At 37.6% G+C, this 24,703-nt stretch carries 22 protein-coding genes and 1 tRNA gene; 8 read left to right on the top strand and 15 right to left on the bottom strand.

Annotation, left to right across the window (positions count from 1 at the left end; genetic code table 11):
- Window positions 1–18: 18 nt before the first annotated feature.
- The 6 genes from HME7025_RS11510 to HME7025_RS11535 are packed head-to-tail and all read right to left on the bottom strand — an operon-like array spanning window position 19 to window position 5,967.
- Entirely contained in the window at window positions 19–522 is a 504-nt protein-coding gene (locus tag HME7025_RS11510) for a DUF6702 family protein (protein ID WP_130923916.1), read from the bottom strand.
- A gap of 3 nt (window positions 523–525) precedes the next feature.
- The gene (rseP, locus tag HME7025_RS11515; protein WP_109324157.1) at window positions 526–1,917 is read right to left on the bottom strand and encodes an RIP metalloprotease RseP; all 1,392 of its coding nucleotides are present in this window, start codon (window positions 1,915–1,917) and stop codon (window positions 526–528) included.
- A 16-nt stretch (window positions 1,918–1,933) separates the two neighbouring features.
- Entirely contained in the window at window positions 1,934–3,106 is a 1,173-nt protein-coding gene (locus HME7025_RS11520) for a 1-deoxy-D-xylulose-5-phosphate reductoisomerase (RefSeq protein ID WP_109324158.1), read from the bottom strand.
- On the bottom strand, window positions 3,100–3,723 hold the full coding sequence (locus HME7025_RS11525) for a rhomboid family intramembrane serine protease (protein ID WP_109324163.1): 624 nt from the start codon (window positions 3,721–3,723) through the stop codon (window positions 3,100–3,102). Before HME7025_RS11525 ends, HME7025_RS11520 begins: the two co-directional genes overlap by 7 nt.
- Window positions 3,724–3,771: 48 nt before the next feature.
- Window positions 3,772–4,749, bottom strand: a complete 978-nt coding sequence (locus tag HME7025_RS11530) for a polyprenyl synthetase family protein (RefSeq protein WP_109324166.1) — start codon at window positions 4,747–4,749, stop codon at window positions 3,772–3,774.
- 3 nt (window positions 4,750–4,752) lie between these two features.
- A complete protein-coding gene (locus HME7025_RS11535) occupies window positions 4,753–5,967 on the bottom strand; it encodes an NADH-quinone oxidoreductase subunit D (RefSeq protein ID WP_109324167.1) in 1,215 nt (404 codons plus the stop codon).
- A gap of 175 nt (window positions 5,968–6,142) precedes the next feature.
- Between HME7025_RS11535 and rpmG the strand changes: the two genes are divergently transcribed.
- From rpmG to ftsY, 3 genes are all read left to right on the top strand, one after another.
- Complete coding sequence (rpmG, locus tag HME7025_RS11540; RefSeq protein WP_109325429.1) at window positions 6,143–6,325, top strand: 50S ribosomal protein L33; 183 nt, start codon at window positions 6,143–6,145, stop codon at window positions 6,323–6,325.
- Between the two features lie 18 nt (window positions 6,326–6,343).
- Window positions 6,344–6,496 (top strand): DUF4295 domain-containing protein, encoded by a 153-nt coding sequence (locus tag HME7025_RS11545; RefSeq protein WP_109324168.1) that lies wholly within the window; start codon window positions 6,344–6,346, stop codon window positions 6,494–6,496.
- A gap of 101 nt (window positions 6,497–6,597) precedes the next feature.
- On the top strand, window positions 6,598–7,575 hold the full coding sequence (ftsY, locus tag HME7025_RS11550; RefSeq protein WP_109324169.1) for a signal recognition particle-docking protein FtsY: 978 nt from the start codon (window positions 6,598–6,600) through the stop codon (window positions 7,573–7,575).
- Window positions 7,576–7,624: 49 nt separating this feature from the next.
- Here ftsY and HME7025_RS11555 read toward each other — a convergent pair whose 3' ends face one another.
- Window positions 7,625–9,292, bottom strand: coding sequence for a glutamine--tRNA ligase/YqeY domain fusion protein (locus HME7025_RS11555; protein WP_109324172.1), 1,668 nt, complete (start codon window positions 9,290–9,292; stop codon window positions 7,625–7,627).
- Window positions 9,293–9,540: 248 nt separating this feature from the next.
- On the opposite strand from HME7025_RS11555, the gene HME7025_RS11560 reads away from it, so the two are divergent.
- Together HME7025_RS11560 and HME7025_RS11565 are read left to right on the top strand one after the other, a co-directional pair.
- Complete coding sequence (locus tag HME7025_RS11560; RefSeq protein WP_109324174.1) at window positions 9,541–12,018, top strand: T9SS type A sorting domain-containing protein; 2,478 nt, start codon at window positions 9,541–9,543, stop codon at window positions 12,016–12,018.
- Between the two features lie 54 nt (window positions 12,019–12,072).
- Entirely contained in the window at window positions 12,073–13,122 is a 1,050-nt protein-coding gene (locus tag HME7025_RS11565; RefSeq protein ID WP_154401970.1) for a beta propeller repeat protein, read from the top strand.
- On the opposite strand, the gene der is transcribed toward HME7025_RS11565, so the two are convergent.
- Together der and era are read right to left on the bottom strand one after the other, a co-directional pair.
- The gene (der, locus tag HME7025_RS11570) at window positions 13,102–14,424 is read right to left on the bottom strand and encodes a ribosome biogenesis GTPase Der (RefSeq protein ID WP_109324176.1); all 1,323 of its coding nucleotides are present in this window, start codon (window positions 14,422–14,424) and stop codon (window positions 13,102–13,104) included. The genes HME7025_RS11565 and der overlap by 21 nt on opposite strands.
- A 10-nt stretch (window positions 14,425–14,434) precedes the next feature.
- Window positions 14,435–15,337: a GTPase Era gene (gene era, locus HME7025_RS11575; protein WP_109324177.1), complete on the bottom strand. Its 903-nt coding sequence runs from the start codon at window positions 15,335–15,337 to the stop codon at window positions 14,435–14,437.
- Between the two features lie 96 nt (window positions 15,338–15,433).
- On the opposite strand from era, the gene HME7025_RS11580 reads away from it, so the two are divergent.
- Together HME7025_RS11580 and HME7025_RS11585 are read left to right on the top strand one after the other, a co-directional pair.
- Window positions 15,434–15,506 (top strand) — tRNA-Met (locus HME7025_RS11580).
- Window positions 15,507–16,116: 610 nt separating this feature from the next.
- Window positions 16,117–16,431, top strand: coding sequence for a LytR/AlgR family response regulator transcription factor (locus HME7025_RS11585; protein WP_109324178.1), 315 nt, complete (start codon window positions 16,117–16,119; stop codon window positions 16,429–16,431).
- Window positions 16,432–16,476: 45 nt separating this feature from the next.
- Here the strand turns inward: HME7025_RS11585 and HME7025_RS11590 are convergent, their stop codons facing one another.
- The 6 genes from HME7025_RS11590 to atpD all read right to left on the bottom strand — a co-directional run bounded on the left by HME7025_RS11590 (window position 16,477) and on the right by atpD (window position 22,192).
- Entirely contained in the window at window positions 16,477–17,376 is a 900-nt protein-coding gene (locus HME7025_RS11590; RefSeq protein ID WP_109324181.1) for an OmpA/MotB family protein, read from the bottom strand.
- A gap of 102 nt (window positions 17,377–17,478) precedes the next feature.
- Window positions 17,479–19,275, bottom strand: a complete 1,797-nt coding sequence (locus HME7025_RS11595) for an acyl-CoA dehydrogenase family protein (RefSeq protein WP_109324182.1) — start codon at window positions 19,273–19,275, stop codon at window positions 17,479–17,481.
- A 55-nt stretch (window positions 19,276–19,330) separates the two neighbouring features.
- Entirely contained in the window at window positions 19,331–19,789 is a 459-nt protein-coding gene (locus tag HME7025_RS11600; RefSeq protein ID WP_109325431.1) for a MarR family winged helix-turn-helix transcriptional regulator, read from the bottom strand.
- Between the two features lie 104 nt (window positions 19,790–19,893).
- Window positions 19,894–20,430 (bottom strand): hypothetical protein, encoded by a 537-nt coding sequence (locus tag HME7025_RS11605; protein ID WP_109324191.1) that lies wholly within the window; start codon window positions 20,428–20,430, stop codon window positions 19,894–19,896.
- A 4-nt stretch (window positions 20,431–20,434) separates the two neighbouring features.
- Complete coding sequence (locus HME7025_RS11610) at window positions 20,435–20,665, bottom strand: F0F1 ATP synthase subunit epsilon (protein ID WP_109324192.1); 231 nt, start codon at window positions 20,663–20,665, stop codon at window positions 20,435–20,437.
- 9 nt (window positions 20,666–20,674) lie between these two features.
- Entirely contained in the window at window positions 20,675–22,192 is a 1,518-nt protein-coding gene (atpD, locus tag HME7025_RS11615; RefSeq protein ID WP_109324193.1) for a F0F1 ATP synthase subunit beta, read from the bottom strand.
- 217 nt (window positions 22,193–22,409) lie between these two features.
- On the opposite strand from atpD, the gene HME7025_RS11620 reads away from it, so the two are divergent.
- Window positions 22,410–24,614: a tetratricopeptide repeat protein gene (locus HME7025_RS11620; protein WP_109324194.1), complete on the top strand. Its 2,205-nt coding sequence runs from the start codon at window positions 22,410–22,412 to the stop codon at window positions 24,612–24,614.
- Window positions 24,615–24,703: the final 89 nt, after the last annotated feature.

The following is a 24,703-nucleotide window of genomic DNA, read 5'->3' on the forward strand; positions in this document are numbered from 1 at the left end:
GACAAGATGGCAGAAAATTTACCAAACTATCTGATGGAGAACTTGATTTTTTTGAAATAAAAACGATTTCTTTTTTTCTCCTCGAGCGCAATGTAGCAAATTTGTTTGGTCAGGGAATTGTTCCACCAAAAGATCATTCATAACAAATACTCCCGCTAAATCCTGTTCTGATGGTATTTCTACATATACCCAAATTACATCTGGATTTGGCTCCCAGCCAATCCAACGATAAGGCGTTATTAATTGCTTATTTACCTGAAATCCAAAATGCTTGCGAATATAGGGTTCTAACAACTCATCAAGGTTTGAAGCTTTTTCAATACTCACTTTTTTACCGTGAAAACTACTGAGCCCCTGCTCTAAATCATCTTGAAATAAGCGAATAGCTATTTCCCACGACTTTTCCTTTTCATTATACACACATTCAGTCACACTGGTATGAAATGGATGCCGCTCCTTCCTTCCTATACTTTCAACAGATAAGAATAAGAAAAGTAGAATGAAAAAAAGCTGTTTTCTCAATGTTTAAAAGAAAGACTTAAAAATATCGTTACCAAAAGTATAAGCCATTAATCCTAACAACAAAATCATACCGATTTGCTGAGCACGTTCCATCACCTTATCTGACGCTGGTTTTCCTGTAATTATTTCATAAATCAAGAAAATAGCATGTCCCCCATCTAAGGCCGGAATTGGTAACACATTAAAGAAGGCTAAGGCCATGGATAACAAACCTGTTAACATCCAGAATCTTGTCCAATCCCAAACACCACCAAACATTTGTGCTATCCCAATAGGGCCACTTAATGCTTTTGAGGCAGAGACATCTCCTGTTGCAATTTTCTTGAATCCACGAACATTATCTGTAATAACTGAAAATGCGCGCTTAGAACCAATTCCAACAGATTGCCCAAAACTGTAATCTTCATGCGACATTTTCATTAAAATATCCGCTTGAAAACCAATTTGTCCTGATTTAGCTACCACCATATCCAACGTATCAGCTTTTCCATTACGAAGAATGGCTAAACGAATAGGTTTACCTGCTTCTTTACTTAATACTTCACGAATCTCGTGGTAAAAATTAATTGGAGTTTGATTGACAGCCGTAATGTAATCTCCTGCTTTTAAACCTGCAGATAAAGCAGGTAACATCTCATCAGATCCTTTACCTAACCATTTATCCAATAAACTTGGAGGATTAGGTGCCGTCACATCCAAGACCTTAAACTTTGTCATGGGCTCAATAAAAGCCGACTTTTTATCACTCAATTGACCAATAAAATTGGCTGGAATTTGAATATTTACTTCTTTCCCATCACGTAAAACAGTGTAATACGAATTATCTCCTAATAACACATCCGACGAACGCAAATCAGATAATTGCTTGTAGTCGGCACCATTCACCTTGATAATTTTATCACCCGTTTTTAGTCCTATATGTTTTCCTAAATCCAGAGCAACAATTCCATTTTTATTTAATTCCTCTTTGGAAATATAATTATTGCCATTGGAATAGGTCAATGAAATGAAAATAACAACACCTGTAATGACATTCACAATAACTCCCCCCAACATCACGATCAAGCGTTGCCAAGCGGGTTTAGCTCTAAATTCCCAAGGCTCAGGATCTTTGGCTAAAGTGGCTGCATCCTGCGTTTCATCGATCATTCCCGCTATAGATACGTATCCACCTAATGGAAACCAACCTAACCCATATTCGGTATCTCCAATTTTCTTCTTGAATAAAGCAAAGTTTAATAAGGAGGGAATCGGGAAAAGAAAATCAAAAAATAGATAAAATTTTTCGACACGCATTTTAAACCATTTCGCTGTAATGAAATGACCAAACTCGTGCAATGTTACTAAAATGGACAATCCTAAAATCAATTGCCCTGCCATAATCAAACCTTCCATAATCTTGCTTTAATTGCTATTTACTATTGTTTACCACCCATTGGGTAGCTAATTCTCTACTTAATTGATCACTTTGAACGTAGTCTTCTAATGTCGGATTCTCCAAAAAAGTTCCACGTTCCATGGTTTCGGAAATTAAATCAGACATTTCTAAGAAGCCGATTTTATCTGCTAAAAATGCCGCCACGGCTATTTCATTGGCTGCATTCAATATACAAGGCATATTACCTCCTTTGTCCAAAGCCTCAAATGCTAATCCTAAATTCCTAAAAGTAGCCATATCTGGTTCTTCAAATGTCAAATTAGGATAAGCGGCAAAATTGAATCGAGGAAAATCTACTTCCAATCGATTAGGGTAAGCTAAGGCAAATTGAATCGGTAATTTCATATCGGGTAAACCCAGTTGTGCCTTAATCGATCCATCTTGAAACTGAACTAATGAATGTACGATGGACTGTGGGTGAACAACTACATCAATCTGGCTTGCTTTTACTTGAAATAACCAAGCAGCTTCTATGACCTCCAAACCTTTATTCATCAAACTGGCTGAATCTATGGTTATCTTGGCTCCCATCGTCCAATTCGGGTGCTTTAAAGCCTGCTCCCTAGTTACTTTAGCTAATTGCTCCCTTTTCCAAGACCGAAATGGTCCACCTGAAGCTGTTAAAATTACTTTTTCAATGGGATTGTGAGATTCTCCCATCAAGCATTGAAATATGGCCGAATGTTCTGAATCAACAGGTAAAATAGGTACGCCCATCTTGGCAGCTAGAGGCATAATCAATGCTCCTGCCACCACTAACGTTTCCTTATTAGCTAATGCAATTGGCTTTTTTGCTTCAATAGCACGAACTGTAGGCAATAAACCTGCGTAACCTACCAGTGCTGTCAACACTACATCTACCTCGTCCAAACATACCACATATTCCAAACTTTTGGCTCCTGCATGTACTTCTATGGGTAAATGCGCCAATGCCTGTTTAACATGAGAATATTGACTTTCATCACCAATAACCACGTGAAAGGGTAAAAACTCTAAGGCTTGTTGAATCAATAAAACAGCATTCGACTGCGCTGTCAGCACTGCTACTTTAAACTGCTGAGGATGCAATGAAATTACTTCCAAGGTTTGAGTCCCGATGGAACCTGTGGAACCTAAAATGGCAATATGTTTTTGTGCTACTACCAAAGCATAGCTTTTACTTGTTCAACAAATGTCAACCAGACCTTTGGATACAACAAAGTCACAAAAACTAATCCATATAATCCGCCATATAAATGGGCTGAGTGATTCACATAATCTCTGCCTCGACGATCCATGGCGATGGAATACCAAGTAAACAACCCAGCATAGATAAAACCAGGAATTCCAAGAATTCCAAATAAGTAGATTTTCTCCGTAGGGAAAAATAGTATCCCAGCAAAAATTACAGCTGAAACAGCCCCAGATGCCCCTAATGAATTAAAATAAGGATTTTTTCTTTGCTTAAAAAAGGTAGGTAAATCTGCTGCAACGATGGCAGTAACATAAAAAATGGCAAACAATAATTGCCCAATTTCAGGAAACAAAACCGTAAAGATGTTTTCTAGCTGTAAGCCAAAGAAAAAGAAGGAAAACAAATTGAAAAACAAATGTGTAAAATCAGCATGTATAAATCCCGAAGAAATAAACCGCCAATATTCATTCCTACGGTTTATTTTATATGGATTCATCGTCATCTTATCCATAAGTGTCGGCTTTTGCCAACACAATAAAGACACCAAGACGGTAATGATAATGATGATAAAACTAATTGAATCCCCCATAAAACAAAAAGCTTCGTGATGAAGCTATATAATTGCCACAAAACTACACTAAACTTCCCGATCAACCAACCCCGCCATAAATCTCAACAAGGTATTTTTCTTTTCTTGTGGCAAATTCAATGCTTCCATACCAGCAAAAGCTCGATCAAAATACGATTGAATTTGCATTTCTACTTCTTCTCTCAGACCCAACTGAGTATATATCTCAGTAACAGCTTTAACTTTTTCTGTAGCATTAAACTGTTTTTGATTAAGCCAATAACTTAATTTTTGCTGCATTTCTCCTTGGGCTAATTCCAAAGAACGTATCAATAAGTAGGTTTTTTTATTGGCCAAAATATCCCCACCCACTTGCTTTCCAAATTTCTCTGGATCACCATATACATCCAATAAATCATCTTTCAATTGAAACCCAAGACCCACAAACTCTCCAATTTGATACATTTGATTCGCAATATCTAACTCCACCTGAGCCAATAAACCTCCCATTTCCATGGAAAACCCTACTAAAACGGAAGTCTTTAATCGGATCATTTCAATATACTCAGCAAGTTGAACATCGTTTCGTTCCTCAAAATTCATATCCCATTGCTGTCCTTCACATACTTCAGCTGCCGTCCTACTAAATCGTTCCAACAGATGTTGAAATTGAACCAGGCTTAACCCTTCAATTTGGTTCAAAAACTGATATGCTTCCACCAGCATCACATCACCTGAAAGGATCGCTATATTGTCATTCCATTTTTCATGAACCGTTTGCTTTCCTCTTCTCAATGGTGCTTTGTCCATGATATCATCATGCATCAAAGTGAAATTATGAAATACTTCGATGGATAAGGCTGGTTTTACTTGCGATTTCCAATCATCCCGAAATAATGAATATGCCATCAAACACATCACAGGACGAATACGCTTTCCACCTAAAGCCATGAGATATTGAATAGGCTCATACAATTCCACAGGTTGCTTCCCCTGCTCCATGCGTGCTATTTCAATTTCTAAGACTTGTAAAAATTCTTTTGTCATAATTTATCGATCAACTTCCCCCATGACTAAATCCAATGATCCAATAATTGCCACCAAATCAGCCAAATATGTACCCTTTGCTAAGGTGGGCAGTACCGATAAATGGTGAAATGAACAAGCTCTTACTTTCATTCGACTTGGAATATCAGACTTGCCATCTGCTCGAATAAAAAAGCCCAATTCACCTTTGGGATTTTCAGCTCGGACATACACATCCATAGCTGCTGGTCTAATTTTCTTTGGAACCATGGCCTGAGGCTGGAAGTCTTTGGTTCTTTTACAGTCCCCAACTAATTTCTCCAAACATTGTTCTACAATCCGAATAGATTCTTCACATTCTCTAATTCGAACATGATTTCGATCCCAACAATCTCCTACCTGACCCATAGCCCCTTCACCGACAGGAATATCAAATTCCAATTCTGGATACACCGAATAAGCATCTACCCGACGCAGGTCAAATGGTAATCCCGAACCGCGCAATACTGGCCCAGTACAACCATAATTGATCGCTGTTGATAAAGGTAATATACCAACATTGGCTGTTCGTTTGATAAAAATACTATTCTCCTCAACTAAATTTTTAACCTCTAGAATGGTAGCTTTTAAAACAGGTATTAACTCTTTCACACGCTCTTCGAAACCCACTGGTAAATCATAAAATAAACCACCGATCCACACATAATTATACAACATGCGTGCTCCAGATAACCATTCCAATAGACGTTGAATATGTTCTCTATCCCGCATCAACCACAAAAATGGAGTGTAGGCTCCTATATCCAACCCATAAGTACCTACCGCAACGAAATGAGAAGCTATACGATTCAATTCTGCCACCAAGACACGGATGTATTCAATTCTTGGAGGTAATTTACCTTCCAAATCCAACATTTTTTCTACCGCCATCACATAGGCATGTTCCGAATTCATGGAAGCCATATAGTCCAAACGATCAACATAAGGTATGATTTGATTGTAAGGCAATGCTTCTGCATGTTTTTCAAAACAACGGTGCAAATAACCCAAATGAGGAACCACATCTACGACTAATTCTCCATCAGAAATCAATTCCAAACGAAGAACCCCATGTGTAGATGGATGTTGAGGCCCCAAAGAAATGATCATTTCCTCCGATTTCAAATTTTCAAGCGAATACCGATTGGGGTCAGATAAGGCGAAATTCTCAGCTTGATATTGATATTGAAGGGGCTTCATAAAACAAAAATGAGAAAAAAGGACAGTAAATAAAAGCCTCACAGATGGATTTAAGGGTGAATGGCTATTATGTTAAAAATTTTACGACATATTTTATTTAAAGACTTTGCTAAAAAAAATATTTCTTCTACCTTTGCAGTCCGTTTCAAATGAGGCGAAAAAAGATTTTAATACTATGGCAAAGAAAGGAAATCGCATTCAAGTAATTCTAGAATGCACTGAGCACAAAGAATCTGGTTTACCAGGAATGTCGCGTTACATCACGACTAAGAATCGTAAAAACACGACTGCTCGTATCGAATTGAAAAAATACAATCCGGTATTGAAGAAAGTTACACTTCATAAGGAGATCAAATAGTTTTAATACTTAAGAAATATGGCTAAGAAAGTAGTTGCAACGTTAAAGAAAGAAGGAGGCGTAAAATACGCTAAAATCATTAAGGCGGTTAAAAATCCAACCACAGGAGCTTATACCTTCAAAGAAGAAATCATTCTTCAAGATGAGGTAAATGCTGCATTGAAAAACTAATTTTTCAAGCGGGGCACCTTTTTTTCGCTTAGATATTAAAGTCCCTTCGTGAGGGACTTTTTTTATTTTTGTTACATTCGTTTTTATTTTCATTCAAAGCCATGGGACTATTCGATTTTTTTAAAAAGAAACCAGCACCACAAGAACAGGAGGAGCTGGAGGCCTTGGAGAAAGGACTAGAAAAAACCAAAGAGGGATTTCTTTCCAAAATGGGAAGAGCCGTTCTAGGCAAATCTAAAGTGGATGAAGATGTGTTGGATGAATTAGAAGAAATTCTATTGAGTTCAGATGTCGGAGTCCCTACTACTTTAAAAATCATTGACCGAATTGAACGTCGCGTTGAACGTGACAAATTTGTGTCTACTGAAGAACTTGATCAAGTTTTACGAGAAGAAATTGCCGCTTTATTAGAAGAAAACCAGTCGGCAGACTTACAACATGCCTTTGCAGAACCTAAGCAAAAGCCCTATGTTATCATGGTGGTAGGTGTCAATGGTGTGGGTAAAACAACGACCATTGGAAAATTGGCTTCTCAATTTCACCAAAATGGGTTAAAGGTGGTTCTTGGTGCAGCTGATACATTTCGCGCAGCAGCCGTGGATCAATTAAAATTATGGGGAGAACGAGTGGGGATTCCTGTGATTGATCATGGAATGAATACCGACCCAGCTTCGGTTGCCTATGATGCAGTCAAGCAAGGAGTGGAAATGAATGCCGATATCGTCATCATTGATACAGCAGGTAGATTACATACCAAAGTAAATTTGATGACTGAATTAACCAAAATCAAACGTGTTGTTCAAAAGTTCATCCCGGATGCTCCTCACGAAGTTCTTTTGGTATTAGATGGTTCTACAGGACAAAATGCCTTTATTCAGGCACAAGAATTCACAAAGGCGACTGAAGTTACTGCCTTAGCCATAACCAAATTAGATGGTACAGCAAAAGGTGGGGTCGTGATAGGTATTTCAGACCAATTCAAAATTCCTGTAAAATATATTGGAGTCGGAGAGAAAATATCTGATTTACAAGTATTCAACCGCAGCACATTTGTTGAATCTCTTTTTGCCAAAAAATAAAATAGTTTAGTCGAAACAATGCTTCGACTAAACTATTTTTGCTTCAACTCTATTTTTGTTGTTTGGCCCAGGTATCCTTAAGGGTTACTGTACGGTTAAATACTAAATGGCCATCTTGGGTATCTTTATCCAGACAAAAGTATCCTTTACGCATAAATTGAACCGCTTTTTCAACTTGCGCTTCCTTCAAAGCTGGCTCTACATAAACTTTATCAAGCACTTGCAAAGACTCTGGATTGATGAATTTCATAAAATCATCTCCTAATTCAGAAGCATCTTCTACTATCAATAATCGATCAAATAGACGTACCTCGGCTACCTCAGCATGAGGAATAGAAACCCAATGAATAGTTCCTTTCACGTGGATCCCAGAAGTATCTTGTCCCGATTTGCTTTCTGGAATGTAGCTAGCATGAATTTCTTTGACAGTACCATCTTCATTCAATTCAAAACTCTCGCATTGGATGATATAAGCACCCTTTAAACGAACAGATAAACCAGGACCTAGTCTAAAGAATTTTTTAGGTGGATCCACCATAAAATCTTCCCTTTCAATATATAATTCACGTGTGAATGGTACAGCTCTTTTACCTGTACTTTCATCTTCAGGATTATTTTCAATTAACAAGTCTTCCGTTTGACCTTCTGGATAATTAGTAATGACTAATTTCACTGGATCTAATACCGCCATATAGCGATTGGCCGATTTGTTTAAGTCTTCTCGAATACAGAATTCCAACAAACTAATGTCAATGAGGTTATCACGTTTGGCAACACCGATTCTTTCACAGAAATTCTGAATGGATGCAGGTGTAAAACCCCTTCTTCGTAAAGCCGAGATGGTTGGCATTCGTGGATCATCCCAACCATGGACAATTTTCTCATTCACCAATTGCAGGAGTTTACGCTTACTCATTACAGTGTGCGACAAATTTAACCGAGCAAATTCATATTGATGGGTAGGGAAAATCTCTAATTTTTCTATGAACCAGTCATATAGGGGGCGGTGTACATCAAACTCCAACGTACAAATGGAGTGAGTGATACCTTCCATGGAATCAGATTGCCCATGGGCGAAATCATACATGGGGTAAATGCACCAAGCATTTCCAGTTCTATGATGTTCCACATGACGAATGCGGTACATAAACGGGTCGCGCATGTGCATATTGGGATGCGACATATCTATTTTGGCCCTCAAAACTTTAGCCCCATCAGGAAACTCACCTGCGCGCATCCGTTGAAACAAATCTAAATTTTCTGCTACAGACCGGTTACGATAAGGACTTGGAACACCAGGAGCAGTAGGTGTACCTTTTTGAGAGGCTATTTCCTCTGCAGATGAATCATCCACATAGGCCAGAGATTTTTCAATTAACTGAACTGCATATTGAAATAAAGTCTCAAAATAATCGGAGGTGTATAATTCATTTGCCCAACTAAAACCTAACCATGCCACATCCTTCTTGATGGATTCAACATATTCAGTTTCCTCAGTAATGGGATTCGTATCATCAAAACGCAAATTCGTCTTTCCTCCAAATTCTTGAGCTAAACCAAAGTTTAGGCAAATAGACTTGGCATGGCCGATATGTAGGTATCCATTAGGTTCAGGAGGGAATCGAGTGAAAATTCCTTGAGGGTATTTTCCAGCTGCTAAATCGGCCTGAACGATTTCTTCTAAAAAATTAAGGGATTTTGGTTTTAATTCTTCCATTCAATATACGTTCTTGACAATTTTGTCGTTTTTAGGGTCGGAAATGATAAATTCAATTTCAAAAATACGCAATATTTAAGCTATGCGAACAGAAAGCGGATAGAATATTCTGCTTTTCAAATTTAATTGCTCTTTTATATGCCATTTAATAAATTTCTTGCCCTACTTAAGATATTTTTAATTAATTTAGTGCCTAATTCAATAGGTAGCTTTATTGTTTAATTAATCTACTCAAACTCGTTCTTAACATGATGAACAAATTCTTCAAATTCAATTTATCCGCCATTCTAGTATTTTTGATGGCATATTCCGCCTCGGCTCAACTTATCAATGGAAAACTTGGTAACCAAACTACGTTAGTGAAAAATGGTGAGGCAAAAGCATTAGTTGCCTCAGGATGTCCTGCTGGTGCTTATTTCGATTGGGGATTTTATAAAAATGAGCCTAATGGGGGTGGTATTACATATTACCCAATGACAGCAGATTGGGATGTTGCTTATGCAGGTAATGGAGTTGCTGATAATAATGTGACTGCTTTAGCTTTAACTTTAGATAGTAAACCTGGTGGAAACATTCCTCCGTATGTATATGAATTGAAATGTGTTACGACTCCTGGCGGTAGTACAATTGCACCTGGGACAATGTCTTCTAAAGTTACTATTGTAGTAGCAGATGCTAATTATGCTCCAGCTGTTTCTATGTTGGATGGAAGTATTGTTTGTGGTGACATCAATGACCCTAACTCTGGTTCCATTTCTCTAAAAGCTACTGGTTGCCCTGATGGAACACTTTGGTATTTACCAGTTGGTAACAAAACAGTTGAAATTGCCAATTGGGATGCCATCAAAATCTCCGGAACAGATTATATCACTGGAAGATATAGTGTTAGTTGCATTATTAACTACTCTGATAATACTGCAGCTTTAACATCAAGCACTAATATCCCTAAAAAAGAATATTCTAGAGCAGCTGGCTACGATGTAAGAAAAGGCTACGCCGTTCCAACGGTATTTGTGAATAGCGTAAAAAGTGTTTTACCAGATAATGATACTAAAGAAATTTGCCAAGGAACATTGGTAGATTTGGGTATTTATACGAATCCAGAAAGAAACAATACATTGAATTTCAGTCAGTACAATCAATATTTCGAATTTCAATGGTTCGGTAAAGATGAATACAAGCCTTCTGACAATTTTGGTGCGGATCGTTTCAATGCAACGGGTCAATCAACGGGTGTATTAACTGCCATTGCTGAGAGAAAATCGGTTTTATACTATGTAAAAATTACTGATCGTGCTGGAGTATGTGGTTCTAAGGAATCCAACCAAGTTCGTATTACTTATATAGAATTACCTAAGCCTGGTCCTATCACTGGAAATTTAGGTTATTGCATCGAAGGCTCAACTACTTTGAAAGTTGATTCTACTTCTTTGGTACAAAACAAAGGTTATTTGTGGGCTGCTAATGGAACTCCAACGAAACCATCTAAATTCCGTTGGTATGTAGACGGAGTTGAAACAGCTGCGTTGGGTAACTTATCTAGCATTATTTTCAAACAGAATGCAAAAGTAAAAGTGGACTATGTATCTAACTACAACTGCCCATCTCCTGCTTCTGATGAAGTTACTATCAAGAACTACGACAAGCCAGTTACTCCAACAATCACTGCCTTAAAACCAGCGAATGGTTCATTAGTAACAGCTTCTACTGTTGGTTTCTGCGAAGGAACTCCAATTGCAGGTCAACTTCAAGCTTCTTCTTTACCTAATGGTGAAGCTACTAAATGGGAATGGAGTAATGCATTAACAACAAGCTTAATTGATTACAATAAAGTTGGTTTCTACACAGTAAAAACCATCAACGCAAATGGATGTTATTCAGAATCTTCTGCTGCAGTTGAAGTAAAAGTGTTAGCTCTTCCTGCTGCACCAACTATTACAGCTGGTGGCGCAACTACATTCTGCGCTAGAAAAGATGATGACTACAGTGCATTCAATGCAGTAACTTTAACAGCATCTACTTCAAATAGTATTGTTAATTGGTATGGAAATGCGAATACATCTCTTTCTACTTTGAAAGTATTTGAAGGTGTTAAAACTTCTGATACTTACTACACTAGAGCAACAGATATCTACGGATGTATCTCTCCTGCTTCTAATAAGATTAAAGTAAGTGTTCAACAAAATCCAGTTGCTTCTGATGCTAGAATTGTGAAAGAAGGAGTTTATACTTTAAAAGCATTAAACTTCCCAGCTACCGTTACAGGTGGTACTGCTAGTGATTATGAGTGGAAATTCGGAACGACAGCACTTCCTTCAAAAAGCTACATCACGAAAGTGAAAACAAACGGAGATTACAGTGTTAGAAGAAAGTATTTGTATGCTATCGATGGTTTCCCATTAACTTGCTACACTGACTTTACTAAATATACATACACTTTAGATCCAGAATTTAATGGAGTTGCTATCTTCCCTAACCCAGTGACTAAGCCAGATGTTGACGGAGTTAACATTCAAATCTTAGATGATTGGACTAATGCAGTAGTTACTTTATATGACATGGTAGGTCGTCCAGTATATTCAGGAAAAATTCCAGCTTTAAATGCTGCTAACCCTGAGCCTACTAACATCCTTAAGTTGCCAGGATTAGGAAACGGTATTTACATCGTAACAATCACTGCTGACAACAGCAAGTCTTATACTGGTAAAATTATCGTAAGTAAATAAGATTTTGAACTTTATTAGAAGCCTCCCGTTTACTCGGGAGGCTTTTTTTATGCCATGAAAATACGATCGCTCCTTCTTGTTTTATGCTTGTTTCTTAATCATGCATCCTATGCCCAATGGGTTAATATTCCATTACAGACAAAGGCTTCATTCCGGGCGATTAGAAGCCATAAAAATCAAATTTGGATTGGAGGCACACAAGGAACGGTTGTCTATTCTCTAGATAAAGGAATGACTTGGCATGAGCAACAAGTTCCAACTGCCGAAAAACTTGATTTTAGAGATTTAGCTGTAATCAATAAGCAGAGAATATTACTAATGAGTGCAGGACCTGCGGATAAAGGTGCTGCCAAATTATTTTTAAGTAAAGACCAAGGGCAAACTTGGAATCTACTATTTGAGAAAAAATCGGGACCCTACTTCTTTGATGCCATAGCTTGGAATTACAAAAAAAACGAAGGCGTCATGTTATCCGACCCCATGAATGGCCAGTTCCCTTTGTTTAAAATCAAAGCAAATGGAGAACAAGTAGAAGACATACTGATAACATCCTTTCCTACTTTATTTGCGAGAGAAGCTGCTTTTGCTGCTAGTGGATCATCATTACTTTGGATCAATCAAAAATTAAATATTGTGACAGGAGGATCAACCCAAGCTAGAATCTTACAAAGTCAAGACGAGACTCTTACTAAATTCCAGTCAATGTCCCAAAGTACACCTGCTGATAGCAGTAGTGGATTCTTTTCTATTGGTGCCAGGAATAAAAGCCATTATTGGGTAGTTGGAGGAAACTACCTTCATCTGAATGAAAACAAAATAGGGATATTAGAAAGCAGAGATGCTGGATTAACTTGGGAGAACCTCAAGGATTATCCAAAATTCTATATGGAAAAAGCAATATGGACAGGTAAGTATTGGGTTGTAGTAGGACCATCTCAAAGTGCTGCGTACGAACCTAAATCAAAAAAGTGGATTTCGCTTGGCGAAACCCACTTTCATAATATCATACTATACAATAAACAACTAATTGCAGTAGGCTCAAAAGGCACATTGTCTAAAATGCCCCTAGCCGAATTAGATTTATTATTTCTTCCTAAAAAATAAAGAAATAGGAGTTCCTTCTAATTTGAATGCTTTACGCATTTGATTCTCCAAATACCGCTCATAACTTTCCTTAATATATTGAGGTAAGTTACAGAAGAAAATAAAAGTAGGATAAGGTGTCGATACTTGCGTACAATACTTAATTTTGATGTATTTACCTTTCCAAGCTGGAGGTGGATAATTATTAATTACCTCCAACATCACATCATTTAATTTAGATGTAGCTATTTTCTGAGAACGGTTCTCAAATACTTCTAACATTTTTTCGACCACCTGGAAAATACGTTTCTTTTCCATGACCGAAGTAAATATCACTGGCATATAATTGATCGGCGCTAAACGCTCTTTAATCGCATTTTCCAGCTTAATAGCCGTATTAGTGTCCTTTGCCACCAAGTCCCATTTATTCACCATCAGAACGATCCCTTTCTTAGCTTTATCTGCCATACTGATGATGTTCATATCTTGGGCTTCTAGACCAGTATTGAAATCAATGGTAGTAGCATCTACTAAAATAATCGCTAAATCACATTCTTCCATAGCCTTGATTGAACGCAATACAGAGTAATACTCTATATTATCATCAATCTTGGCTTTTCTACGAATACCGGCTGTATCAGTAATAATAAAATCCTTACCATACAATGTATAACGATTCTGAATGGCATCACGAGTGGTACCTGCTAAATCAGTAACAATGGAGCGTTCACGACCAAGTAATGCATTTAAGAAAGATGATTTCCCAACATTTGGTCTACCTAAGATAGCAACACGAGGCACGCCAGCTTCTGGATTTTCGACACCTTCTTCTTTAAAATGAGAAACCATTAGATCCAACATATCCCCTGTTCCACTTCCACTTTCAGCAGCTATAGCGTATGGATCCCCTAGTCCTAATTCATAGAATTCCGCAGCAACAAAAGCCTTATCATGCGTATCAGCTTTGTTAGCTACAATAATCACTGGCTTCTTTGATTTACGCAATACCTTGGCAAAGTCCTTATCTAAATCCGTTAACCCAACTTGGCAATCAACTACGAATAATAGTACATCCGCCTCTTCCATGGCCATCTCTACTTGTTCACGGATGGCTCCTTCAAACATATCTTCTGAACCATGTACATAACCACCTGTATCGATTACAGTAAAAAACTTACCCGTCCACTGACCATAGCCATAATGGCGATCCCGAGTAACCCCAGACACATTGTCCATGATTGCCTTTTTTTGCTCAATCAATCGATTAAACAAGGTCGACTTTCCTACATTGGGACGCCCAACAATTGCTACTATATTTGACATGTTATTAAAATTAATCGAGCGAATACCCGAATGAACGCAATTTATCAGCCTTTGCACGCCAATCTGGCTCCACTTTGATAAATTGCTCTAAAAATACTTTTTTACCAAAAAATTTCTCCAAATCTTGGCGGGCTTCAATCCCTACTTTTTTGATACTTTCTCCCTTATGCCCAATTAAAATGGCACGCTGTGAGACGCGTTCTACATAAATCTCAGTGGCGATTCGTAAAATAGTAGGCTCATCTTTAAAAGATGTAACTACTACTTCACAAGAATAAGGAATCTCCTTCTTGTAATTCATGAATATCTTTTCTCGGATAATTTCCGATGCAAAAAACTTTTCGGGCTTATCTGTTAATTCTTCCGGATCGAAAAACGGAGGATGAACAGGCAATTTGGCTACAATATGTTCAAAGATTTGATCTAAATGCACTGATTCCAAAGCAGAAATAGGCAAAATAGGCTTATCAGGAAATATTTGTCGCCAGTAATCCAACCGTTCCTGAAGCTTTTCAGTTCCGACTAAATCAATTTTATTCAATAAAACTAAAATGGGAGTATCCGTATGATCCTTCCAATTCGTCAAAAATTCTAAATCTTCATATTCGTCAAATACATCAGTTACATATAATACGACGTCTGCATCCTCCAATGAACTTTTTACAAACTGCATCATTGATTTATGCAATTCATACTTGGGCATCAAAACCCCAGGTGTATCTGAATAGACAATTTGATAAGGTGTACCTTCATATTCCCCATTCAACATCCCTAAAATGCGATGTCTGGTGGTTTGGGCCTTAGAACTCACAATCGACAATCGCTCACCTACCAAGGCATTCATTAAGGTACTTTTACCGACATTCGGCTTACCTATGATACTAATAAATCCAGATTTGTGAGGAGATGCCATATGAAAAAACACACCCTATTTATTGGGAATGAATATTAAAATACAAAGATACTTGTTTTTCTCGACAAAACCCTGCATCTTTGCACTCCGATATATCGCGGGGTGGAGCAGTTGGTAGCTCGTTGGGCTCATAACCCAAAGGTCGTCAGTTCGAGTCTGGCCCCCGCTACAAGTAAAAAGGCAAATCTTTATGGTTTGCCTTTTTTATTTAAGGTGCCTTCAAGAACCTAAAAGACCTTAAATAAATTTACTATTCAAAGTTCAAATATCTGATGTTGCCAAAGAGACTTTAAAGATTTTACAACAACAATACAGTTCAAGTACCCAAGGTTCTCGAATACACAAGATAAAATCATCCACAAAATTCATGTGCCGTAGGTTCTCGAAGGCACGGCCTCAAAAATTAAATAGCTCATAAAAAATATTTTTTAGCCCTATTTCTCCGTTATTATATTGCCAATTTAAGATTCATTTGATGTACTGCTTGTACTGATGGATGAATGTATTTTACGGCAGACAAAAAACAATCTACAGTTTAAACGACGTAAATATAGCCCTAAGAATTGATAGTGTTTAGTTTACGGAAGTACAGGCAATTTGCCGCTATATGCCTCATTATCAACACATAGTAATTATCGATAAAAAATAACCTAATTCTACGTATGCTAAAAAATAAAGGTTTACCACTTAAAATGATTATTTACCACTTAGTAAGTGCAGGACAGATAATCACAGTTTGTTGAGTAAATTTACGTTACCTATTTAACAATAATCAACCTATGAAAAAAGACATTAAATTGCCGAGCATTGATCAATGCCCAGTGGACGACATCGTGTTCATCGAAGGAAAAGGAAATTACAGTATCGTATTCCTAAAAAACAAGAAACAAATCACCATAGCCAAAACACTAAAGAAATTTGAATCTCAATTACGTATGAACCCATTTTTGCGGGCACATAAATCATACTTAGTCAATCGAGAGAATATTTCAGGTCAGAATTTCCAAGGTACCAATACTTTAACAACTATTTTGGGCAACGAAATTCCCATTTCTCGTCGAAAACTCGACTTAGTCAAAAAACATTTCGCATAAAAAAAGGGCCTCAAATGAGGCCCTTTCCTTTATAATCTAATTTGATTACTTTCCTGATGGAGGAGCTAACAAATTGAAGAATTGATCTAACTTAGGAGTAACGATGATTTCAGTACGACGATTCATCTTACGTCCAGACTTGCTCTTGTTCTCAGCTTGTGGTTCAAACTCACCACGACCACCTGCAGTCATACGCTCAGGATCTACTGAGAATTTAGTTTGCAATAAACGAACAACTGAAGTAGCACGCTTAGCACTTAAATCCCAGTTATCTTTAATACAATCTGTAGAAATAGGTACACTATCAGTATGTCCTTCAACTAAGATATCTAAATCTTTATGATCATTAACCACTTTAGCCACTTTAGCTAATACAGCTTCCGCTTTTGTGTTAATTACTGAGCTTCCAGAAGCAAACATTAGTTTATCAGAAATAGAGATGTAAACTACACCTTTTTTCACTTCAACAGTTACATCTTCATCATTTACATCAGCCAAAGAACGCTTCAAGTTCATTACTAATGACAAATTGATGGAGTCCTTACGTTGAATAGTAGAGTTCAAATCCTTGATATACTTTCCTTGCTCATTCAAGGCATCCAATGACTTACGGATACTTTCAGCACCTGATTTATTAATCACTGACAAATCAGACAAACGATCTAACAAATTAGTATTTGTTCTTTTCATGTAATCCAATTGCTCTTGCAAGTTTTTCAATGAAGCAGTTCTTGCTTCTAACTCGGCATCTCTCTTTTTAATTTCAGCTTGTAAACTAGCTGTTAAAGATTGACAATCAGCAAGATCAGCTCTTGATTTAGCAAGCGATTGGTCACTACTAGCTTGTAGTTCTGTTAAACGTGATTGCAAATCAGCAATTTTCTTTTTGCTTGCACAAGAAAAGAAAAATGGCATCAGAGCGATTACTAAAAGTAATTTTTTCATAATGATGATTCGGTTTGGGGGTTAATGACTCAATGTTTAAAATATAATTGCCACAAAAGTATGAATGAAATCGCTAAATCTTGTCCTTATTAGTATTTTTTTTTAAAAAATATAGCCCATTTTAAGAATAGCAGCATCCGCAATTTTGCGTCTGGCCTCTTTCAAGTTTTTAGGATCTATTTTGGTAAAGCGCTTCAATCCCATTAACATAACGTTTAACTCATCTCCGGCAGCAAAACCAGTAATTACTTCTTTGCCATGATGATGAACTTTGTCAACGGCTTCATGCAAATATACCAATGCACATTCTTTTGCAATCTCATTGCTAGCCTCTCCAGATTGCTGAATTAATTTATCCACTCGAACTAAAACAGACTCCGCTACATAAATCTCAATCATCATATCAGCTAATGACATCAAAATTTCTTGTTCGTTCTCTATTTCAGTCGTGTACTTCTGTAAGGCTCCTCCAGCCGACATCAACAAGGCCTTTTTCAAGTTCGCAATCACTTTATACTCTTTCCCAAAAACTCCATCTGGTACCGAAGTGGAAAAATCGGGTACACCTAATATCTCCTTCCCTACTGCCATAGCTGCCGTCATGATATCTAACTCCCCTTTCATAGCACGTTTAATTACGGTTCCAACTGCTAATAATCGGTTAATCTCATTGGTTCCTTCAAAAATACGGTTGATTCTAGAATCCCTATAAGCTCTATCCATGGGAGCCTCAGCTGAAAATCCCATTCCTCCGTAAATTTGAACTCCTTCATCTACTGAATAATCCAAGGTCTCCGAACCATGCACTTTCAACAAAGCACATTCAATAGCAAATTGCTCTACTCCTTTTAATTTGGCTTCAGAATCATTCATTCCAGCCGCTTTTAACTCCAAAATGGTATCATCAATGTTTTGCCCTACTCGGTAACAAGCTGATTCGCTAGCATAATTTTTTACAATCATTTCAGCAATCTTATATTTGATGGCACCAAACTGATGTAAGGATTGTCCAAATTGCTTACGATCATTCGCGTATTGAACCGCCTGATCAATAACTCGTTTCCCTGCCCCGATTACCGCTGCAGCTAATTTAATTCGACCAATATTTAGAATATTGACCGCTATTTTAAATCCGCCTTCCCGTTTGAACAATAAATTATCAACTGGCACAGGACAATCGTTAAAGAAGATTTGACGCGTAGAGCTACCCTTAATCCCCATTTTGCGCTCTTCCTCATTCATAGTAATTCCACCAAAACTTTTCTCTACAATAAATGCAGTCAAGTTTTTATCATCAGCAATTTTGGCAAAAACAATAAAGACATCTGCAAATCCTCCATTGGTAATCCACATCTTTTGACCAGTAATCAAATAATGCTTTCCATCTTCTGACAAAACAGCTTTAGATTTGGCTGCATTTGCATCTGAACCTGAATCTGGCTCGGTCAAACAATAGGCAGCTTTCCACTCACCAGATGCCAACTTAGGTAAATAGTGCCCTTTTTGCGCCTCAGTACCATAATACAATATGGGTAGTGTTCCAATACCTGTATGAGCAGATAAGGCTACGGCAAATGAATGACCTGATCCACAAGCCTCAGCCACTAACATCGAGGTATTAAAATCCATACCAAATCCACCATATTCCTCTGGCACAGATGTTCCCAATAAACCTAGATTTCCTGCCTTATCCATCATGTCCACCATGACTGAGCTATCTTTGGCACCATCCATTTCTTCCAAACGAGGCTGAATCTCCGTTTTGATAAAGTCAATACATGTCTGACCTATCATCTTCTGCTCCTCTGAAAACTCTTCAGGAATAAATAACTCTTCAGGCAAGAGTGGACGAATTAAAAACTCTCCCCCTTTCATTGTTTTATTCGTAGGCATGGTCATTGAATTTAAATGTTGATGAAATGTAATGTTATTCAATAGTTGTTGATGAGTGTAATTATGATTTTTGATTCAATGTTTGAAGAATTTCAGTGGCATCTTCTTCTAAAAACTGATTAATGGATTGTATTACTTTAAAGAACTCCTGGGATTGCTCTGAACCAATTCGTTCAAATAACTTCTCATTAAATAATATAACACCTTGTTTAGCCACATCTCTTTTCTTCTTTCCCAAATCGGTTAAGAATATCTTTACAACGCGCTTGTCGGCATAATTAGTCTCTCGCCGTATCCATTTTTTATCTTCTAAGGTTTTCAGCATTCGCGTCAAACTTCTAGCTTCCAGTCCCAATGCAGGTGCAATTTTAGTAGCAGGAGTTCCATCTTTATCTATATGTAATAAAACATAACCTATTGCCATGGACATATCAAATTGTGCGGCATAGGTGTTATACATCCGGCTGATGGCATACCAGGCTGATTTAATTTGGAAATCAAAGGTACTTTCTGCTTTCATAATCAAGGAATTAATTTAGTATGCTTGCATACCATTATGTAAAAATGAGACAAAAAAAAATAGGATGCAAGCATCCTATTTTCAAAATTCCTAAATATTTCTGATTATCTCACACGATTACCTCGCATTCTTTTACTATTCACCTTCAAACCTGAGAATGAAGACTTCATAATCATCAGACGAACCTTCTTTTTATTGTAGAGTAAATATTTATTTCCATCGTAATTCAATCGAGAGAAAGTGGGACTTCCTGCATCATCTACCAATTGATAATAGTACTCTCCTCTTTCTCCAACAACTGGACCGAAGTGCAAACTTTTTTCTTCGCCAGCTCCTGCTTCAAAGGAAATTAATAATTGATCATTGGCTTGTTTCACTAAAACGCCAGGTGTCTGTTGCTCTAATGTTACACGATTGATTGACTTACCATTGATTAAAATAATCTTACCTGATTTAACATTGGCATCAGATGCATTCAATTCTCTCTCTAGAAAAAGGGCATTGTCATTGTAAAACTGAATCTTCTCTAAGGGGAGTTGATTTTCTTTGATTAAAGTCATCAAAGAACCAGTCAAATAAGCTTGTTGCGAACAACTACTTAAAAGGACTACAGCAAACAAAACAATGGCTAAGTTTTTCATGGAATTAATTAACGCCTTCTGCAAGGATAAGCACTTTATTATTTAATACTTCCACAACTCCTCCCTCAATTTCAAATGATTCTTTGTCGGCAGTTAATAACCCTTTTTTCAAAGTACTTACCAAAGCTGCGTGATCATTCAAAATTTGAAAGGAACCATTAACGCCAGGTAAAGTCACCACAGAAGCTTCTGCGGAAAACACTTTACGGTCGGGTGTAATAATTTCTACAAACATATCTATTTTTTATTTAGCAGCTTCTGCCAACAATCTTTCACCTTTTTCTATGGCATCTTCAATGCTACCTACTAAGTTAAACGCTGCCTCAGGTAAATGATCATAAGCACCGTCAATAATAGCATTAAATCCTTTGATGGTATCGTTGATGTCTACCAAAACGCCTTTTAAGCCTGTAAATTGTTCAGCTACGAAAAATGGTTGAGACAAGAAACGTTGAACACGACGAGCACGAGATACAACTAATTTATCTTCTTCAGATAATTCATCCAATCCAAGGATAGCGATGATATCTTGTAACTCTTTGTAACGTTGTAAAATTTCTTTCACACGTTGCGCTGTGTTATAGTGAGCAGCTCCTAAAACTTCAGCCGAAAGAATACGAGATGAAGAATCTAATGGATCTACCGCTGGATAGATACCTAACTCAGCAATTTTACGAGAAAGTACCGTAGTAGCATCTAAGTGAGCAAACGTTGTTGCTGGAGCTGGGTCAGTCAAGTCATCCGCAGGTACGTAAACCGCCTGTACTGAAGTAATCGATCCACGCTTAGTCGATGTAATACGCTCTTGCATAGCACCCATTTCAGTGGCTAATGTTGGCTGATAACCTACCGCTGATGGCATACGACCTAATAAAGCTGATACCTCAGATCCTGCTTGAGTAAAACGGAAGATATTGTCAATGAAGAATAAGATATCACGACCTTGTCCTTCTCCATCACCATCACGGAAGTGCTCCGCAACTGTCAAACCTGACAAAGCCACACGAGCACGTGCTCCTGGAGGTTCGTTCATTTGACCAAACACTAAGGTAGCTTGTGATTTTACTAATTCGTTTTCATCAACTTTCGTCAAATCCCACTCACCAGCTTCCATAGCATGCTTAAACTCTTCACCATATTTAATAACGCCAGATTCAATCATCTCACGTAATAAGTCATTTCCTTCACGAGTACGCTCTCCAACACCTGCAAATACAGACAAACCTTCGTAAGCCTTCGCAATGTTGTTGATCAACTCCATGATCAATACTGTTTTACCTACACCGGCACCACCAAATAAACCAATTTTACCACCCTTTACATAAGGAGCTAATAAGTCGATTACTTTAATACCTGTAAATAAAACCTCTGTCGTTGTTGCTAACTCATCAAATTTCGGAGCAGCACGGTGAATAGGTAATCCAGCAGCTGATTTTGGCTGTGTAATACCATCGATTGCCTCTCCTACGACATTAAACAAACGGCCTTTAATTCCATCGCCAGTTGGCATTGTCATCGGTGTTCCTTTGTCAATTACCTCTTGTCCACGTTGAAGTCCTTCAGTACCTTCCATCGCAATGGTTCTTACTCGATCTTCTCCTAAGTGTTGTTGAACTTCTAAGATAAGTTCCTGTCCATTGGTTTTGGTAACAGAAAGTGCATTTAGGATAGCTGGTAAGTGAGAGCCTTCACCTTCAAAGCTTACATCGACTACTGGGCCAATTACCTGGGCTACTTTTCCTTTATTAACTGCGTTTGCCATTTGAAAAATAAATTTGTTAGCTTAAAAACTAAGAATTGTTATTGAATCGAATGCTATTGACATTCGGATTGCAAAATTAGTCGGTAAATTCCAATTAGCAAAACCGAAGTTTGTATTTTTTTGCTATTTTTTGTCGATATCCGCCCTTTTCTTTGAATGAATTAAAGTTTATGCAGAAATTTACGTTATAGACACATTGCCTATTTTTTCCCCGAACATGAAACAACGAACTGATCAAATACCTACCATCTGGTTTATCATTTCTTCCTTGCTTGGCACCATTTGCCTTGGAATATACGTTTGGGGCGGAATAGAGGGCTTGACCTGGAAAGAAGTCAGTGAATTAATCCCTCAAACTGTCTCCCTATTCCCAGAATCCCAAAATCAAATTCAATCCTCCATTTTCCTAATTCGTCAGCATTACTATGTTCAATCAATAGCTCCTGATTTATGGCCAATTATGGTTGGATCTATTTTCGGGCTTGCAGGATTGATTATGCTTGGACAATTCATCCAGGTTTGGGCTAAAATCTCCAAGCGACAAATCACATTGGGACTATTACTTTGGTGTGGGATCCTAGTTTGGAGAAATATAGATTTGACCCTGAATGAATGGTTTAACTTTTTACATGGTCCTTGGGTATTACTAGCCTGCTTATCCACAGGAATACTAACTATTATATGTAGCTCTTCAATCCCTACCTTCCTTTTAGAAATTTCTCATAGCCCCGACAAGGCGTCCAGCCAAAAAAAGTTCTTTGGATTCATCCTATTTTATGGGGTAAACCTTATTTTGAGTTCGGGAAACCTGTGGAACTTTTGGTCTTCTACTTTGTTTATCCCAGCATTTATTGTCTTTGAAATCAGTGTTGCTCTTGGAATGTTTCAAAGTCTTCGTTTTAAAGACAAATCCCAGCAAAAACTATTGAGAGCCTTATTCTTACTTAGCCATTCTGTACTAATCCCTTTTGTATGGAATAACAATGAAGTAGGCATACATGCCATAGAAAGTTGGACTATCATGACTCACCTTGCCATGGTATTACTTTTTCCATTATTTCTTTGGACTAACTTCAAAGAACCCATTCAGGAAAACTTGGCCATTTTTAAAGTTGTCCACAAGGCTCATTTTGTTCCAATTTACCTCATTCAAATTGGAATTTTTATACTTTGTGTTTCTTGGGTCTTTGCTCGACAAGCCACTGCATGGCACCAAATTGTGGCTGCTTATTATAATGAGCAAGGCGATATAGAACATTTTGCTGGAGATCGATTTATGGAGGAGTTGGCTTATAAAAATGCCATGATTCACAGCAAATTAAATCAAAAAAGCAATTTGAGTTTGGCTAGAATGTCGCAGGAAGTTGGTGATGTTGAGAAACAAGCCTATTATTTACAAACCAGTCAAATTAAACATCCAGAGGAGAAAAACTTTGTGGCGCTTGCTAATATCTACGGCAATGAAAACCAATGGTTTGAATCTTTATTTACTCTCAAGAAAGCACATCAGCTATTTCCAGAAAGTCCTCAAATCGCCACGCAATTAAGTAGGGTATATGAACAAATCAAACAAATTGATTCAGCTGCTTACTACTTAGTACTTGCCAAGGAATTAGCACCTCAAAGCACAATTACTTGGGCAAATCTACTGTATTTCGATGTACGTCATGGCAGTAAGCTAGTAAACATGGAAGAGCTGAAAAGCTGGAGTTCAAGTCCAGATCAGGCAGTGAAGAGCAATACACTAGCCAAAGTGTGGCAAAATAAACAAGCATTACCTGATAACTTCACACATGAAGCATTTGAAGCTCAACTCGATGTAAGAGATTTTGCATTACTCTACAATAGTAGTCTGTATTTCAAGGGGCAGTCGATCATTTATCCCATTCAAACATGGCTAAAAGACCCAAATTGGTTACAGAAATTCCCTGAAATAACCTTCCTCGATGCTTGGCAAGATTTTTATCACCAGCAACCTTTGAGGGCCTTAAATAAATTGGATTTGCTTGTTCAAAAGGAAAATGAATCAAAGGCTCAAGTTTACCGCCTCCTATTACAACATTGGAAACAGCAATTACTGGCAGTTAAAGCAAAAGTTCAATTGGAAAACCTGGCACAAGCTAGAGCAGCTATTCAATCCTATCCATTTAGTGTCGGCATTCTACAACAAGCCCTTCCCATTTTACATCAAGCAAATAAGCACCAAGAAGCTTATCAAGCAAGTTTAGCAGCCGTACAATGGAATGAAGAATTAGCTGAGTTTTATCCCATATATATATTGGAGGCATTCCAACAAGGAGAAATAAGCTACGCAGAAGAAGCAATTAATCGTCTAAGAAAATCAGATCCTACTCTATTCCAAACCCAAGCTTCCGCTTTTGCACAGGCAAAAGAAAAGGCAGTTAATAGGCAGAAGTTTTAGTCAATGTAGAATGTAAAATGTAGAATTTAAATAGTTCCAAAATTCATGCTTCATTCTACATTCTTCATTCTACATTCTCCCCCTCTTTG

The organism is Aquirufa nivalisilvae, assembly GCF_003143535.1.
Lineage (GTDB): Bacteria > Bacteroidota > Bacteroidia > Cytophagales > Spirosomataceae > Aquirufa > Aquirufa nivalisilvae.